The 14,344-nt window shown below is 60.4% G+C and carries 17 protein-coding genes; 16 read left to right on the top strand and 1 reads right to left on the bottom strand.

Features of this window, described 5'->3' with window-relative positions:
• The first annotated feature begins 2 nt into the window (after nt 1-2).
• From ACXHXG_RS30470 to ACXHXG_RS30415, 12 genes are all read left to right on the top strand, one after another.
• A complete protein-coding gene (locus tag ACXHXG_RS30470) occupies nt 3-1,742 on the top strand; it encodes a terminase large subunit (protein WP_457901702.1) in 1,740 nt (579 codons plus the stop codon).
• Nucleotides 1,739-3,052 (top strand): phage portal protein, encoded by a 1,314-nt coding sequence (locus tag ACXHXG_RS30465; RefSeq protein WP_457901701.1) that lies wholly within the window; start codon nt 1,739-1,741, stop codon nt 3,050-3,052. Before ACXHXG_RS30470 ends, ACXHXG_RS30465 begins: the two co-directional genes overlap by 4 nt.
• A complete protein-coding gene (locus ACXHXG_RS30460) occupies nt 3,049-3,771 on the top strand; it encodes a head maturation protease, ClpP-related (protein ID WP_457901700.1) in 723 nt (240 codons plus the stop codon). The genes ACXHXG_RS30465 and ACXHXG_RS30460 overlap by 4 nt, the downstream gene beginning before the upstream one ends.
• A 65-nt stretch (nt 3,772-3,836) precedes the next feature.
• Nucleotides 3,837-5,057: a phage major capsid protein gene (locus tag ACXHXG_RS30455; protein WP_457901699.1), complete on the top strand. Its 1,221-nt coding sequence runs from the start codon at nt 3,837-3,839 to the stop codon at nt 5,055-5,057.
• 69 nt (nt 5,058-5,126) lie between these two features.
• Complete coding sequence (locus ACXHXG_RS30450) at nt 5,127-5,327, top strand: hypothetical protein (protein ID WP_457901698.1); 201 nt, start codon at nt 5,127-5,129, stop codon at nt 5,325-5,327.
• Between the two features lie 2 nt (nt 5,328-5,329).
• The gene (locus ACXHXG_RS30445; protein ID WP_457901697.1) at nt 5,330-5,974 is read left to right on the top strand and encodes a hypothetical protein; all 645 of its coding nucleotides are present in this window, start codon (nt 5,330-5,332) and stop codon (nt 5,972-5,974) included.
• Nucleotides 5,971-6,312 carry a hypothetical protein gene (locus tag ACXHXG_RS30440; protein ID WP_457901696.1) on the top strand — a complete coding sequence of 114 codons (342 nt, stop codon included), beginning with the start codon at nt 5,971-5,973 and terminating at the stop codon, nt 6,310-6,312. The genes ACXHXG_RS30445 and ACXHXG_RS30440 overlap by 4 nt, the downstream gene beginning before the upstream one ends.
• On the top strand, nt 6,312-7,016 hold the full coding sequence (locus tag ACXHXG_RS30435) for a hypothetical protein (protein WP_457901695.1): 705 nt from the start codon (nt 6,312-6,314) through the stop codon (nt 7,014-7,016). The genes ACXHXG_RS30440 and ACXHXG_RS30435 overlap by 1 nt, the downstream gene beginning before the upstream one ends.
• Complete coding sequence (locus tag ACXHXG_RS30430) at nt 7,016-7,426, top strand: hypothetical protein (protein ID WP_457901694.1); 411 nt, start codon at nt 7,016-7,018, stop codon at nt 7,424-7,426. The genes ACXHXG_RS30435 and ACXHXG_RS30430 overlap by 1 nt, the downstream gene beginning before the upstream one ends.
• Nucleotides 7,427-7,467: 41 nt before the next feature.
• Complete coding sequence (locus tag ACXHXG_RS30425; protein ID WP_457901693.1) at nt 7,468-8,943, top strand: phage tail tube protein; 1,476 nt, start codon at nt 7,468-7,470, stop codon at nt 8,941-8,943.
• Nucleotides 8,944-8,971: 28 nt separating this feature from the next.
• Entirely contained in the window at nt 8,972-9,391 is a 420-nt protein-coding gene (locus ACXHXG_RS30420) for a hypothetical protein (protein ID WP_457901692.1), read from the top strand.
• A gap of 80 nt (nt 9,392-9,471) precedes the next feature.
• Nucleotides 9,472-9,711: a hypothetical protein gene (locus tag ACXHXG_RS30415; protein ID WP_457901691.1), complete on the top strand. Its 240-nt coding sequence runs from the start codon at nt 9,472-9,474 to the stop codon at nt 9,709-9,711.
• Here ACXHXG_RS30415 and ACXHXG_RS30410 read toward each other — a convergent pair.
• Nucleotides 9,708-10,025: a hypothetical protein gene (locus ACXHXG_RS30410; protein ID WP_457901690.1), complete on the bottom strand. Its 318-nt coding sequence runs from the start codon at nt 10,023-10,025 to the stop codon at nt 9,708-9,710. The two genes, ACXHXG_RS30415 and ACXHXG_RS30410, sit on opposite strands and share 4 nt — an antisense overlap.
• Before the next feature lie 55 nt (nt 10,026-10,080).
• On the opposite strand from ACXHXG_RS30410, the gene ACXHXG_RS30405 reads away from it, so the two are divergent.
• From ACXHXG_RS30405 to ACXHXG_RS30390, 4 genes are read left to right on the top strand one after another with little or no spacing between them, the layout of a single operon-like run.
• Nucleotides 10,081-12,633: a phage tail length tape measure family protein gene (locus ACXHXG_RS30405; protein ID WP_457901689.1), complete on the top strand. Its 2,553-nt coding sequence runs from the start codon at nt 10,081-10,083 to the stop codon at nt 12,631-12,633.
• A complete protein-coding gene (locus tag ACXHXG_RS30400) occupies nt 12,630-13,295 on the top strand; it encodes a hypothetical protein (protein WP_457901688.1) in 666 nt (221 codons plus the stop codon). The genes ACXHXG_RS30405 and ACXHXG_RS30400 overlap by 4 nt, the downstream gene beginning before the upstream one ends.
• A gap of 1 nt (nt 13,296) precedes the next feature.
• The gene (locus tag ACXHXG_RS30395) at nt 13,297-13,920 is read left to right on the top strand and encodes a hypothetical protein (RefSeq protein ID WP_457901687.1); all 624 of its coding nucleotides are present in this window, start codon (nt 13,297-13,299) and stop codon (nt 13,918-13,920) included.
• Nucleotides 13,917-14,342, top strand: coding sequence for a DUF6950 family protein (locus tag ACXHXG_RS30390; RefSeq protein ID WP_457901686.1), 426 nt, complete (start codon nt 13,917-13,919; stop codon nt 14,340-14,342). The genes ACXHXG_RS30395 and ACXHXG_RS30390 overlap by 4 nt, the downstream gene beginning before the upstream one ends.
• Nucleotides 14,343-14,344: the final 2 nt, after the last annotated feature.

The raw sequence follows: 14,344 nt of genomic DNA, 5'->3' as shown, positions 1-14,344 counted from the left end.
CCATGGATGGTGTATCGACGGCCGCTATTCAGGCTTCTGCCGGCGCAAGGCTGTGGCCCGAACCGGAATGGGTCAAGGAAGGCGCGGATAAACGCGGCTGGGCATGGGTGCGGATCGCTTGGCAGCGGGCGGCATCGGTTCCCGGCGCATGGTTCGACGAGGCCAAGGCTGACGCCGCGGTTAAGCTGTTTCCGACTGTCTTCCGGCTGACGGAGGATCGATTTGCGGGCAAGCCCTTCCGCCTTGGCCTCTGGCAGGAAATCATTGTCCGTCTTCTCGTCGGCTGGAAGGCGCCGAACGAGATCATCGACGAGCAGACCGGTCAGCCGATCGTCGTTCATGTCCGGATCTTCCGGCGCCTCATGCTGTGGGTGCCGCGCAAGAACGGAAAATCCGAGTTTCTGGCGGCTCTGTCGCTGCTGTTTTTCATCCTTGACGGTGTTGTCGGCGGTCAGGGCTATGTGTTCGCAAGAGACGAAAATCAGGCCAGGATCATCTTCAACAAGATGAAGGCCATGATCAGCATGTCGCCGCAGCTCGGCGACACGCAGATGTTCAAGAAGTCGATCTATCTTCCGAAGATCCGCGCGCTTTTCGAGCTGCTGTCGGGCAAACCGGAAGGCAAACACGGCAAATCGCCGACCGTTATAGCCGGCGACGAGATGCACGAGTGGGAAACGCCGGATCTGGCGAACTTCCTGCGGCAGGGTACGGGCGCCCGCCTTGAGCCGATCGAGCTGTATGCCTCGACGGCCGGCGTAAAGTCGAACAAGACGGGTTGGGCGCTTTGGGAGGAAAGTCAGTCCATCCTTGATGGTCGCATCGACGATCCCTCGACGCTGGTCGTCATCTTCGCCCTCGATCCGGATGATGATTGGGCGGATGAGCAGAACTGGCCGAAGGCGAATCCGTCAATTGGCATATCGCCGACGTTCCAGTTTCTGCGGCGCGAAGCGGCAATCGCGAAGGATAACCCGCGCGCCGAAGCGCACTTCCGCTGCTACCACGCGAACCAGTGGATTGATGCTGTCACGCGATGGCTGTCCATCAAGAAATGGGACGCATGCGCAGCCGACAAGGAGGCGTGGAAGCGCTGGCGGCTTGGTGAGGGGTTAGAGGGCCGCAAATGCTACGTCGCCTTTGACGTATCCTCGAACGAGGACATCACGGCGCGCATCGCGGCTTTTCCGCCGGATGACGAGTTTGAAAAGTGGGTCATTTCGGCCCGCTTCTGGGTGCCGGAGGAGACGATCAAGCGGCGAAGCCGGCAAGATCGCGTCTCCTATGAGCAGTGGGCTGCGATCGACGCGATCGAGACGACGCCTGGCGATTACGTCGACCAGGACTTTGTTCGCAAGGCTGTCGACGAGGATCTGCAGAATTTCGACGTTTCGCTGATCGGCTACGATCCGTGGAACGCCACGAAGCTCATCACCGACATGCAGAAGGACGGCGTTGACGAAGAGCTGTTTCAGCTCATGCGCCAGGGCATTCCAACGCTCGGCGAGCCGACGAAGTTCTTTGAGCGGCTGGTGATGTCTGGTCAGCTCGACCATGGCGGCCACCCTGTTCTGCGTTGGATGGCAGGTAATACCGCCGTTCGGTTCGATGAAAATCTGAACTATGCGCCGACCAAAAAGAAGTCCGCCGAAAAGATCGACGGCATCGTCGCCAGCGTCATGGCTGTTGGTCTCTCGATGGCCGAGGAACAAGAAGAAATGCCCGCCCTGGAGCTACTATGAACCTGCGAGATCGAATTGCCGGATTGATTGCCGGGCGGGATATCTCTGCGCCGCTGCTGGATAAGAGCGTTGAGCCGCCGCTGGCGGTTTCAAATCAGGCGTTCACTCCAGCTCCCATGATCACGCCGGGCACGGAAATGTGGAGCGCCTTTTCCGAGGTCGCCGGAAAACTGCCGGCACCAACCGAACGCACGGCGCTAACGGTTTCGGCGATCTATGCGTGCGTCAACATCATTGCCGGCGCGATTTCGGCGCTTCCGGTCAACATCTACCGCATGAACCTTGAGAACGGCGAGCGCGACCAGATCTATAACGACGATCTGCTGTGGGTGCTCAACGAGCAGATGACGGCCCGTTGGTCTGCTGCCACCGGCTGGGAGTTCCTCATTCAGTCGCTGCTGCTGCATGGCGATGCCTTTGCGATCATCAATCGCAAGCCTGGCGGCGCACCATCCGGCCTGACACCCACTCATCCGCTGCGCGTCACGGTCGGAGTTTGGCCCGATGGTTCGCGCCTGGTCTATGCCGTTTCCCCGGAATTTCCCGGCAGTTCGAAAGAGGCGTATCAGATCGTCGATCAAGACGACATGCTGCATATCCCCGGCTTCGGCTTCGACGGAATGCGCGGTCTGTCGCCGCTGCGTCATGCCTTGCGGATGACGGGCGCCTCCGCCATCGCCATGCAGGAATTCGCCGCCAACTTCTTCGCCAATTCGGCGCGGCCGGATTACGCACTGGGCACGGAACAGAAGTTTGACGAGAAGCAGATCAAGCAGCTTCGCGCCGAGATCGAGGAGAAGCACCAGGGCGTCGGCAACTCCCATCGTCCTATGCTCCTGCATGGCGGCCTCAAGATCCTGCCGATCACCATGCCGCTCAAGGATATGGAGATGGTGGCGACCCGTCAGCTCCAGATCGAGGAAATCGCCCGCATCTATGGCGTTCCGCCCTTCATGATTGGTCACAACGAAAAGACCACAAGCTGGGGTTCCGGCGTCGAGGCAATGGCGGTCGGCTTCGTCCGCTTCACGCTCCGCCAGCACCTGACGAAGGTCCAGACGGAAATGAACCGCAAGCTCTTCCGCACTGCCTCGCGCGCCGCCGAGTTCGATACCTCGGATCTTGAGCGGGCAGATATGAAGTCACTCTTTGAATCGCTGCGCACGGCAATGGGCCGCGCAGGCGAAAAGCCGCTCATGTCGCAGAACGAAGCGCGGCGCGTCATACGCCTGAAGCGCGTCGACGGCGGCGACAGTGTCGACAGCATGCCCGCCACCCAGCCCACAAGCCAGAATGGATCTCAGCCATGAACAAGCTTCGCGCCCTCTTCGCCGCCAACAAGAAACTCGGCTCGTTCCGCGCCGAAGGCAACACGATCTATCTCTATGACATGATTGTGGACGACGAGATGGAGGCCGAATGGTTCGGCGGCATCACGCCGGCCGGGTTCATTTCGCAGCTAAAGGCCATGAATGGCGATGTCGCGATCCGGATCAATTCGCCGGGCGGAAGCGTGTTCGGCGCCGTCGCGATCTGCCAGGCCATGCGCGAATATAAGGGCAATATCACCGTTCACGTCGACGGCTATGCTGCCTCGGCCGCGTCGGTTATCGCTGTGGCCGCTCCGAAAGTGGTTATGGCGCCTGGTTCGTTCATGATGATCCACAATTGCTGGACCTTTGCCATCGGCAACGCCAATGACCTGATATCCATGGCTGGCGTCCTCGAAAAGATCGATGGCAGCATCGCCGATGCCTATGCGGCAAAGAGCGGCAAGGAAGCGGCGGAGTTCCGTGACCTGATGGCGGCCGAAACATGGTTCACGGCGGGCGAATCCGTCGCCATGGGCATTGCCGATGCCATCGCGGAAGATAAGCCGAAGGCCGCGGCTCAATGGGATATGAGCGCCTATGCGGCGGCTCCAAAGCTTCCCGACCCGTCCGCAAGCGACTCGGACGTGCAGGACGAAGATACCGTTTCCCGGCGTGTGCGCCAGCATACCGCTCGCATGCTGGAAAGAGCTGCCTAGCGCGCCGCGCTTGCAGAAAAACGGCCGACAGATCGGCCATTTCAACCAACCGAAAGGATAGTGCGATGTCTCTACAGGCATTGAGGGAAAAGCGCGCGGCTAAGGCTAAGACGCTTAATGAGCTGGTGAACAAGAGCGACTGGAATCCCGAGAAGGATCAGCCGATCTATGACGCCGGCATGCAGGAAATCGATGATATCGATGCCCATATCAAGCGCATTTCCGACATGAACGAAAAGGTTGCCCGCGAGACGCTGAACAACAGCGTTATCGAGGCTTCCGAGCGTGCCGGACGAGACAACAAGTCGGCCGGCGCTGCCGTTTATGCCAAGTGGCTGCGCCAAGGCGACAAGGCTCTGACCGAAGAGGATTGGGAGGTCGTGCGCAACACGATGTCCACCACGACCCCGAGCGAGGGCGGATATACCGTTGCGACCGAAGTCGCGACGACCGTTCTCGAAGCCCTTAAGGCTTATGGCGGCATGCGCGCCGTAGCCGATGTCATTCAGACGGCATCCGGCAATCCGATGTCATTCCCGACCTCGGACGGCACCTCGGAAGAGGGTGAAATCGTACCGGAAAACACCGCTGCCACCGACGCAGATGTCAGTTTCGGGACTATTGGCCTTCCGGTTTACAAGTATTCGTCCAAGGTCGTGACGATTCCGTGGGAGCTGCTGCAGGACAGCAGTGTCGACATCGAGGCTTTCGTGCGCGGTCGTCTCGTGATGCGCCTCGGCCGCGTCACCAATCGTCACTTCACGATCGGAACGGGCGCGGCCCAGCCGAACGGCGTCATGGTAGCCGCCCCGGTAGGTGTGACGGCGGCGAACGGTTCTTCGCAGGTGACCAGCATCACCTATGACAGCCTGGTCGATCTGCAGCATTCCGTTGATCCGGCTTATCGTGAGGGCGGCAATTGCCGCTTTATGATGAATGACGACAGCGTGCGCATCGTCCGCAAGATCAAGGACGGCCAGCAGCGCCCGATCTTCGTTCCGGGCTATGAGACTGGCAATCCTGGCGGTCAGCCGGATCGCCTGCTCGGTGATCCCATTCAGGTCAACCAGAGCGTCGCCGTCATGGCCGCCAGCGCCAAGTCCATCGCTTACGGTGATTTCAAGCGCTACAAGGTCCGCGATGTCATGGCGATCCAGATGTTTCGCTTCACGGATTCGGCCTACGCCAAGAAGGGTCAGGTCGGGTTCCTCGCATGGATGCGTTCGGGCGGCAACCTCACGGATATCGGCGGCGCAGTGAAGACCTTTGTCAACGGCGCCTCATAAGGGTGCGCATTGCGGGCCGTCGACCGGCGGCCCGAAATCCTCCTGATGTCCAAAACAAGGAATGCAATCATGGCTACCAAAAATAACGGCGATGGCGAAGCCGTCGCAAGGAAACGCGTCAAGCTTCTTGCCTATCTGAGCGGCAAGGATGGCTCTCTACCTCCTAGCTCTGTCGTTGATCTCGACGAGGAGGAAGCCGCACGCCTGATCGGCCTTGGAGCAGCCGTCGAGGTCGAAGAAGCCGAAACCGACGAAGAGCAGAAGGGCTAATTATGCCTGTCCAAGTCATCACGCCTCCGGCCCCCATCGTGACGCCGGCAGATATTCCCGGCAGTCATGCAGCCGATGATCCCGCTATCGCAGCCATGATTGCTGCGGTCACGGAAGATATCGATGGGCCGGGCGGATGGCTTGGACGCTCCCTTGGCAAGCAGACGCTTGAGTTGTCGCTTTCCTCCGAGAGGCCGGATTGTTCGCCACGGTCGTTTCCGCCTTCAATGGTGAAGCTGCCTTATCTGCCCGTTATTACGGATGCCGTCAGCGTCAAGTATTTGGACCGCGACGACACCGTGCAGACTGTCGATCCGTCCGATTATAAGGTGTTCGACGATGCGGTCTGGTTCAACCCGGAATTCGTCTTCCCCGCTGTTGCCGCTGCCCCCGATGCGATCCGCATTCGCTATGATGCTGGCTATGATGGCGATGGCCGCAACGGCCCTGTCCCTGCGAGGGCAAAACAGACGATCATCCTCTGCGTTCAGGATCTGATGCGCCTTCAGGCGAGTAATTTCGCCGTTCGCTCTGAGACTGTCGAGGGCGTCGGCGCGACGAACTACCTCGATCAGGATCGAGTCAGCGCCATCGTGGAGAGCGCCTGCGAGCGCCTGCTCGCCAGATTGTGGGTGCCGGTCCTATGACCCCCGCAAACGCTATCGCCACGCTCAACAGCCAGCTCGCGCAGCACGGCAAGACGGTCACAGTCATGCGCGGCGCACTGGCTGCGCCGACCACGTCGCAGGCCGCCAAAGGCTTCGTGCGGGGCGACAAAGCGACCGATATCTCAGGCCAGAGCGGCATCACACAGCGCATCAGCACGGTCATCCTGTCGCCGACCGATTTTGCCGCATGGCCCGCCCCTCTGCCGCAGAAGGGTGATTGGTGCCAGGTTGCCGGCCAGACGCGGCAGGTTCTGGAATTCGATCATATCGCGCTCAACGATGTCGTCGTGCGCATCGAACTGACGGTGGAAGACTGATGGCGAAATTCGAGACATTCGACCGCGACATCAAGATCGCGACCGCAGGGCTTTCGCAGGATGCGATTTCCGCCGAGCTGGCGAAGTTCGCCAAAGCCGAGCTGGCGCGCGTCATTCAGAACGGCGAGGGTACTAAGGCCTATGCCCGCTTCGTCAATGGCAGCGCCGGGCGGCCGGAAGAGGCTGTCGAGGCCCCCGGCCCGATCGTTTACGTCTTCTCCTGGTGGCAGGATATCATTCAGGATGCGCTGGCCGCCCTGGTAGCCGCAAGCCCGAGGAAGACGGGCCGGTTTGTCCGCTCCTTCATTGTGATCGTCAACGGTCGCCTGGTGACGGATTTCTCCGATATCGAGACCGGCGCCGAGGTCATCATCACCAATGCGCAGCCCTATGTGCGCAAGATACAGGTCGGCGCCATGAAAATGAGCGTCCCGCCGCGCATCTTCGATCAGGCGCGCAAGGCCATCTTTGCGAAATACACGCAGCAGTTTCTAAGCTGCCAAGTGACATTTCTGAACATTGAAAGCGGCGTGCATCCGCTGATCCCCTACATCCTGAAGGGTCACCAGCGCACGGTCGCCGTGAAGCATAGCAGCCGGTCGAGCGCCCATCGTGCCGGCCGCACGTCGCTTGCCCGTCGTAAGGATACCGCAGCCGGCCAGCCGCTCACCTATCCGGCCCTCGTCCTGAACATGGTGCATTGATGTCCAGCCCTGAAGCCTACGACGCAATTCACGATCATGCCGTCTCGGCCTGGTCTGGCCCGGCTCTGGCCTTCGAAAACGACGGCTTTCAGCTTCCGGCAACACCGACTTACTGGATACTCGTCGAGATCTTCGGCGACACCTTCGCTCAGGAATCGATTGGTGCCGAAACCGTGACCGCCAATCTGTGGCGCGAAGAAGGCCAGATCCAAGCCCATGTGATGACGCCGCGCGGCCTCGGTACGCAACAAGCGCGCGCCTACGCGCAACAGTTCCTCGACCTCTTCCGTGGGCAGGAAATCGGCGGCGTGATCTTCGAAACCATGTCGATCGGCGCCGCCAATGCAGGCGATGCGACCGGCGCCTACTTCCGCATGACCGCGACCATCGACTGGTATCGCGACATCTGACACCCGGCCGATAGCGGCCCTTACCCTGATGGAGAAAGACCATGGCTGGTAGTGATACCAATCGCGTCCGCATGACCACCGTGCGGGAAACTTCGCTCGGCGTCACGCCGTCCAATCCGCGCATGCGTGCCCATCGCTTTACCGGCGAAACCCTGGCCTATCAGCCGGTGTTCATCGACTCCGAAGAGATCCGCGACGACCGCATGAATTCGGACCCGATCAAGGTCGACGAGACGAACCAGGGTCCGATCAACGGCGAACTTTCTTATCCGGTCGACGGCTCGCCGCTGTCGCAATTCATCGAAAGCCTTTTTTTCAATCCCTGGGTCAACACGCCCTCGCGCGACAATGACGGCGCTGCGGCAAGCGTCATTACCGGCGTCACGGCCTCTACCGGCGTCATCGCCGTGACTGCCGCCGCTGCCTTCGTGGTTGGTCATCTCGTGCGGCTTTCTGGTTTCGGCCAGGCTGGCAATAATGGCCTGTTTCGCATCACGACGGGTTCCGCCACGGTTCCCGCCGTGGGTGCGGCGCAGCTCACCGATGAAGCCGCGCCGGCCGCCACCGCGCGCATGAAAGTGGTGGGCGCTCAGGGTGTGGCCGGCGATATCGCCGCGGTTGCCGATGGCTTGACCGCGACCGCGCTCGATTTCACCACGCTCGGCCTTGCGGTCGGCCAGTGGATCAAGGTCGGCGGCACTGGCGCTAACTTCCGCTTCGCCACAGGCGCGACGAACGGGTGGGCGCGCATCGTCGCGATTGCCGCTGGCAAGCTCACGCTCGACAATCTGCCGACCGGCTGGGCAGCCGATACCGGCTTCGGCAAGACGATCCGCATCTTCTTCGGTGACCGCATCAAGAACGGCACGACCATGCTCAGCCAGACGATCGAGCGTGGTTGGATGGCGCAGGCGGTACCCTCCTACATCATCCAGCGCGGTATGGTGGTCGGTCAGGGCGAGTTCACCTATGAGAGCAAGGCGGTCGCCAAATACGTCCTGACCTTCAACGGCATGACCGGTGAAACCACGACCGTATCGCTCGACGATACGCCGGACCCGGTGACCACGAACCGCAGCATGGACTCGGCCGTCAGTGTCGGCCGTATCGCCGAAAACGGCGTCGCGGTCGGCGGCCCGAACTTCGTGAAATCGTGCGGCATCACCATCAACAACAACCTGCGCATGCTCGATGCGATCAGGAATGACGGGAAGGTCGGCGCCGTCGATATCGGCACAGGTAGCTGCGACGTGACGATCAACATGCAGACCTATTTCGGCTCGAATGACTTCCTGGTGCGGCTGTTCAGCTCGGCCGTCAGCAACCTCAATCTGCGCATCGCCAAGGATAACCAGGCGGTCATTCAGTCTGTCCCGCGCATGACGATGACGGACGGCACCACCAATGCGCAGGGCAAGAACCAGGACTCCATGCTGCCGATCACGGCGAAGGCCTCCAAAGACCCGCTGACCTCGGCGCATATCCTGATGGATCGCCTTGAATATTTCGAAGTCTGATTTTTCCAAACGGAGTTAGGAATTTCCAATGGTAGTAAAGCTTGCATCCCTCAAGGCCAATCTGGAACGCGAAGCCAAGGGCGACCGCATCGAATACCCGGATTGGCCCGGCGTCTTCTTCCACGTCAGCTCCACCAGATCTGAACCTTTCGTGACGCAACGCGATCTCTTCCTGAAGCAGATGGCGGCCCGCAACAAGCCGGTGACCCCAGGTGATCCGGAAATGGCAAGGGGCATTGGCCGCCTCTATTGCGAACATATCCTGCACGGATGGGAAGGCCTCGATGTCGAATATTCGCCCGAAGTGGCGTTGGAGACACTGACGGACGTTGCCTATCGTGACGTGCTTTCCGCCGTCGACTGGTGCGCCGGGAAACTGTCGCAGATCCAGGTCGAATTCGTGGATAAAACAGCAAAAAACTCCGAAGCGCCTTCCTCTGGCGGCTGACGGCGGAAGGCAACAGCAATTGGCTTGCTGATCTCGCTGCGGAGAACCCTGAAGAGGCCGCCTTCATTCAGGTGAAGCAGATGCCAGAGGAAGCCCGCAGCGAGGCTTGGCATGGCCTGTACTTCCGAGCATGGGAAGATCTGCGCTTCGATCGCTTCTATGGCGCCTTGGGTGGTGAAGCGCCAATCAGCTACCTGGCAATCAGCCGCTACGCAGAAGATCATGGCTTGCGAGATGAGGAGTTCGCGCAGTTCAAGCGCTTCCTGCAAGCGATCGATGCGGAGTGGATCAAGTACGCGTCTGAAAATGCGGAAGACTAGTCGCAGGCTGAGGCGTCGTCGATGTGAATGCGATGGTCTGTGTCGCGGTAGTGAAACGGCTTGAAGCCGATATAGGCTCCATACTCATTCTTGGTGTTTATGAGGCCGCACAGGTCGTCCTGGTTCTTCACTCCGTATGTCAGCATAATCAACTGCGCGGCGAATGGGTCTCTCGTTGCAAGAACGAGAGATGCGGCGACTTTTCTGAGTAATTCCGGCGGTATCGATTTGTCGGACTGATCCATCACCGCTTGAGAATGCGCAGACGTTGCCATCAGCGCATTCAATAAAAGTACCCTCATAAATAGTCGCATCGTCGTTCCCTCCTCGGCGCGACGACAATAATCGAAGCCTCAAAAAGGTAAAGCTATGGTTGTTGCTCTCAGTTCGCTGCGTGTTGGCGCGGAGATTGATGCCGGAAAATATACTGCCGGCATGGCCGAGAAAGTCGCCGCCGATAAGGCTGGCGCCGCATCGAGTGTTGCCGTTGGCGAAGCGCTGACGGCAACCAATACCAAAATCAGCCAGAGCGGCGATGTGCTAACGCGGCTGCGCCGCCAGTATGTCGACGGCGCCGCAAATGCGCAGCGTTTCGAGGCTGCGATCACGACGCTTGGCAGGGGGATCGAGCGCGGAGCTGTACCGCTCAGCGAGGTCAGCTCGATCCTCGACGGTATCTACAAGAAGTACCAACTCACGGCCGATGCCGCGTTGCTCATGGAGCGGGGCCAGGTGGATCTGGCAAAGGCAGTCGAAACCGCCAATGCAAAGCTTAAGCAGCAGAACAGCATCGTTCCCGCCAATCAGAACACGCACCCGGCAAACAATTTTCAGGCGACCAACGTTGCCTATCAGTTGCAGGACGTGTTCTCTACTGCCGCGCTCGGCTCCTCTCCCTTCACCGTAGCCCTGCAACAGGGACCGCAGCTTGCGTCCGTGTTCGGTGAAACAGGTGCTGCTGGTGCGGTAAAAACACTTGGCGCTGCGTTCACAAGCCTCCTCAGCCCGGTTTCCTTGATCACCATTGGCCTTACCGGCGCGACGGCCGCCGCAATCCAGTACTTCACATCATCGAACGACGGCGTGAAGAACGCGGACAAGGTGCTGACAGAGCACGCTGCATTGATCCGCGAAATCAGGGACGCATACGGAGATGCCGCAGCGGGTCTCGACGACTACACGAAAAAGACCAATATTCAGCTCGGTGAATTTGCCAACGCGAATCTGCTTTCGTTGAAGAAGGTCGCCAAGTCTGCCGGCCAAGATTTTTTCGATGAACTTGGCCAACTCGGCTCAGCGCGTACGGGTGGCTTTGTTGTTGACGCTCAATTTGCGCCGTTTCGATCCGCAATCGACAATCTTCGCCAGGGCGTTAAGGCGGGTAAGCCCGACTTTGACGCGTTCTATCAGCAGATCAACAAGATTGTTGCAACCAATCCCGGCAAGCTGACCGATCTTGGTGGCAAGGTTGTCGAGTTGTCGCAGGCATTCTTGGATGCTCAGAAAAACGTGGATCAGGCCAATGCTGCGATCGGCGTCATCGGTGGCACGGCTGCCGCGCAGATTGATCGCGTCCATCAACTGTCGCAGGAATTGCAGGCGCTGGCGGGTATCGCCATGGCGCCGGTCACGGCCACGGATCAGATCGCGGCGAATGTAAACGCGGGCCTGAGCAAGCTGAACGAATATCGCAATGGCGGCCTGATTGATGAAGAGGCGCGAAGGCGCCTTCTCATTGCCGGGTCATTGGCCGATCAGCGCATTGATGCTGGCTTTGTCGATATGGGAGATGGCCGCCGCGTGTCGGCCCCGACGCCTGACGCAAGACCAAACATCGAGCTTGAAGGCCTCCCCGGCGCCGACAAGCTGGCGAAGTCCGCGCAGAAATCGGCCGATGCCTATCGCGATGTCATCAAGAACGCTCGTGACCGCATCGACCAGATGAAGCTGGAGGCGACGACATCGGGCGAAACCGGCATTGCCGCCGATACGCTGAGCTTCAAGCTAAAGCTGCTGCAGGACGCAACCGACAAGGGCCGCACGGTCACGGCCGGTCAGCGGGCCGAGATCGAGAAATTGGCGGATGCCTATCGTTCGGCGGCAATCGCTGCATCGGAAGCGAAGCTGCAGCAGGATATCCAGTTCCAGCAAAGGCAGCTCGGCCGCTCCTCGATGGACCAGAACGTCGCCTCGACCTTGCGGCAATACGGCTTGCCGGAGGACCTGAATTCTTACGATGCGCAGCTCATCCGCTCCAACGAACAGTTGAAGCAGAGCCGCGATCTGGCCGGCGACTTTGCATCGACGCTGGCGAATGGCTTGCGGCAAGGGGAAGGCCTGTGGAAATCCTTCGGTGATGCCGCGACGAGCGTATTGTCGAAGATTTCCGACATGCTGCTCAATGACGTGCTGAACAGCCTGTTTCGCGTCAACAGCGCCGCATCGTCGTCGGGTGGCGGTGGCTTCCTCTCTGGCCTTCTCGGTCTCTTCGGCGGAGGCTCTTCAAGCGGCTTTGACCTCGGGGCAGGCGCAACCGCCTTTACCGGCACTCAGCCCTTTGCCAACGGCGGCATCTTCAGCAACAGCATTGTCACCCGGCCGACGCTGTTTCCGTTTGCCAAGGGAACCGGCCTGATGGGCGAAGCGGGTCCGGAGGCGATCATGCCGCTGCGCCGCGACGCCTCTGGCCGCCTCGGCGTCAGCAGCCCGAGCAACGATAACAGATCGTCCAGCAGCTCCGGCACAAGCGGCGTTCACGTCTCGCTTGGCGTCGCCTTCGATCAGGACGAAGGCTTTCGCGCCTACGTCAAGGATGTCGCCCGCACCGAGGGAAACGCCGCGGCAAAAGCCGGCATCAAGGATTATGACCAGCAGATGCCGGATCGCGTCGCGCAGATCAACTTGCATCCGAGGCGCCGATGACTGTCACCTATCCCTATGCGCTTTCGGCCTTCGCCGACCTCCTGAAAATCAGCAGCGTCGTCTGGGATATCCAGCGCAACGACGAGCTGAGCGGAACGGGCGATGGCCGGCTGTGGCAGGCCGAACTTGCGCCGCCGCTCTGGACCGGAACGGTTACGCTCATTCCGATGCTGAACCAGGCGGCGAAACAGATCGCCGCCCGCATTCGCAAGCTGCACGGCGCACAGGAGGCTTTGTTCCTTTACGATCCGCTGTCGCAATATCCGCAGGCGGATATCGGCGGCGCGATCCTTGGGGCATCGGTGGTACAGGTCGCGTCTATCGGCGGCAATTTCGATACGCTCGCACTCAAGGGCTTGCCGGCCGGCTACGTGCTGACGGTCGGCGACAAGATGCAGATTGCCTATAGCAGCAATCCGACCCGTTACGCCTTCCTTGAGGCGTCGGAAACGGTTGCGGCTGACGGAACCGGAGTAACGCCATCCTTTGGCGTCTTCCCGCATGTCCCGACCGGCGTGGCGGCAAATCTCGCCGTCACGCTGATCAAGGCCGCCTGCAAGTGCGTCATCGTGCCCGGCAGCGCCAATCCCGGCACGGCCGGCGGCAGCAACGGCGGCGGCATCACTTCCGGCCTCACCTTCAAGGTCATTCAGAAAAAGTAAGATGAAGAACATCTCTTCGGCATTTCTCGCCGCGCTCCTCGGCGCGCGCGATGGCGCAATCGTGCCTCGCTGGTTTGCCTATTTCACGGCAAAGAGCTTCGATACCGGCCTGCCGGTATCGCTTGGACTTTGGAGCGGCGACGAGGATATCAACATATCTGTCATCTCCGGCACCACAGGCCTGCCGGAGGCGCGCACCTACAACGGTGCTCAGAACCTCGATATCAGCACGATCACGCAGACGGCCGATCTCACCATCCAGACGGTGACCGTCACCATCAGCCAGATCGCCAGCGCCGCGCAGCAGCTCGTGCGCGGCTACGATCTGCGCCTGGCGCCCGTCGAGATCCATGCGATGACTTTCGACACCGTGTCGCGCCAGCCCGTCTCAAATCCGGAGGTCGTCTTCCTCGGCCTGGTCGACGAGGCGCCGATCAAGACGCCGAAGGTTGGCGAAGAGGGCGACATCGAGATTAGTTGCGTTTCGGCGGCAATCTCGATGCTGGAGCGCACCAACCCGATCAAGAGCAGCTACGAGGGCCAGAAGCGCCGCAGCGGCGATGAATGGGGCCTCTATTCCAGCACGGTTGCGAACTGGACGATTCCATGGGGGCAGAAGGCATGAGCGAGCTTGTTCGTATGAAGGATTGGCGGGCGCGTTTCGTCGCCGAGGTCGATCGCCTGAAGCGCACGCCCTTTGCATGGGGCGAGCATGATTGTGGCCCCGGCCTCGCCGGCAACCTGGTGCTTGCCATTACCGGCGTCGATTGCGCCGCTCAATGGCGCGGCACCTATTCGTCGCCGGCTGGAGCGCTGGCGGCAATGAGGCTCGCCGGCTTCAAGAACCTTGGCGACATGGTGGCCGCCATGCTGCCGGAAATCCATCCAAGCCAGGCGCGCATCGGCGATATCGCGGCGATCGAGATGGAAGGTCCGTTCGGCTATGCGCTCGGCGTCGTCAACGGCGAGAGGATCTTCGTGCTTCGCGAGGATGGAATTGGAACCGTCGATCTCCTCGACGCTATCAGGGCCTTTCGGGTCGGCTGACG

This window comes from Rhizobium sp. LEGMi-198b, from assembly GCF_054114205.1.
The sequence above is the reverse complement of the archived record's forward strand: the minus strand, read 5'-3'. Positions and strand labels throughout refer to the sequence as shown.